Annotated in this window: 1 protein-coding gene; it reads right to left on the reverse strand. The window is 62.8% G+C overall.

Annotated elements, in window-relative coordinates:
* On the reverse strand, positions 1-274 hold a 274-nt coding region (locus XpopCFBP1817_RS21430), incomplete at both ends, for a transposase (protein ID WP_146090229.1).

The following is a 274-nucleotide window of genomic DNA, read 5'->3' on the forward strand; positions in this document are numbered from 1 at the left end:
CTGGGCGCAGCGATCAGGGTTGCATCGACGATTGTGCCGGAGCGCAGACGTTGACCCTTGCGCGCCAGATGCGCGTTGACGGCGTCCAGCATCCGCGCGGCCAGGCCGTGGGTTTCCAGCAGGCGGCGAAAGTTGAGAATCGTGGTCTCGTCGGGCACGTTGTCCAATCCACCTAGCTGGGCAAAACGCCGCAGGGTCGGGATCTCATGCAAGGCTTCTTCCATCGCCGGATCGCTCAGCGCGTACCACTGTTGCAGCAGATGAATCCGCAACA

The sequence above is a fragment of the Xanthomonas populi genome (genome assembly GCF_002940065.1).
In the GTDB taxonomy this organism is placed as follows: Bacteria; Pseudomonadota; Gammaproteobacteria; order Xanthomonadales; family Xanthomonadaceae; genus Xanthomonas; species Xanthomonas populi.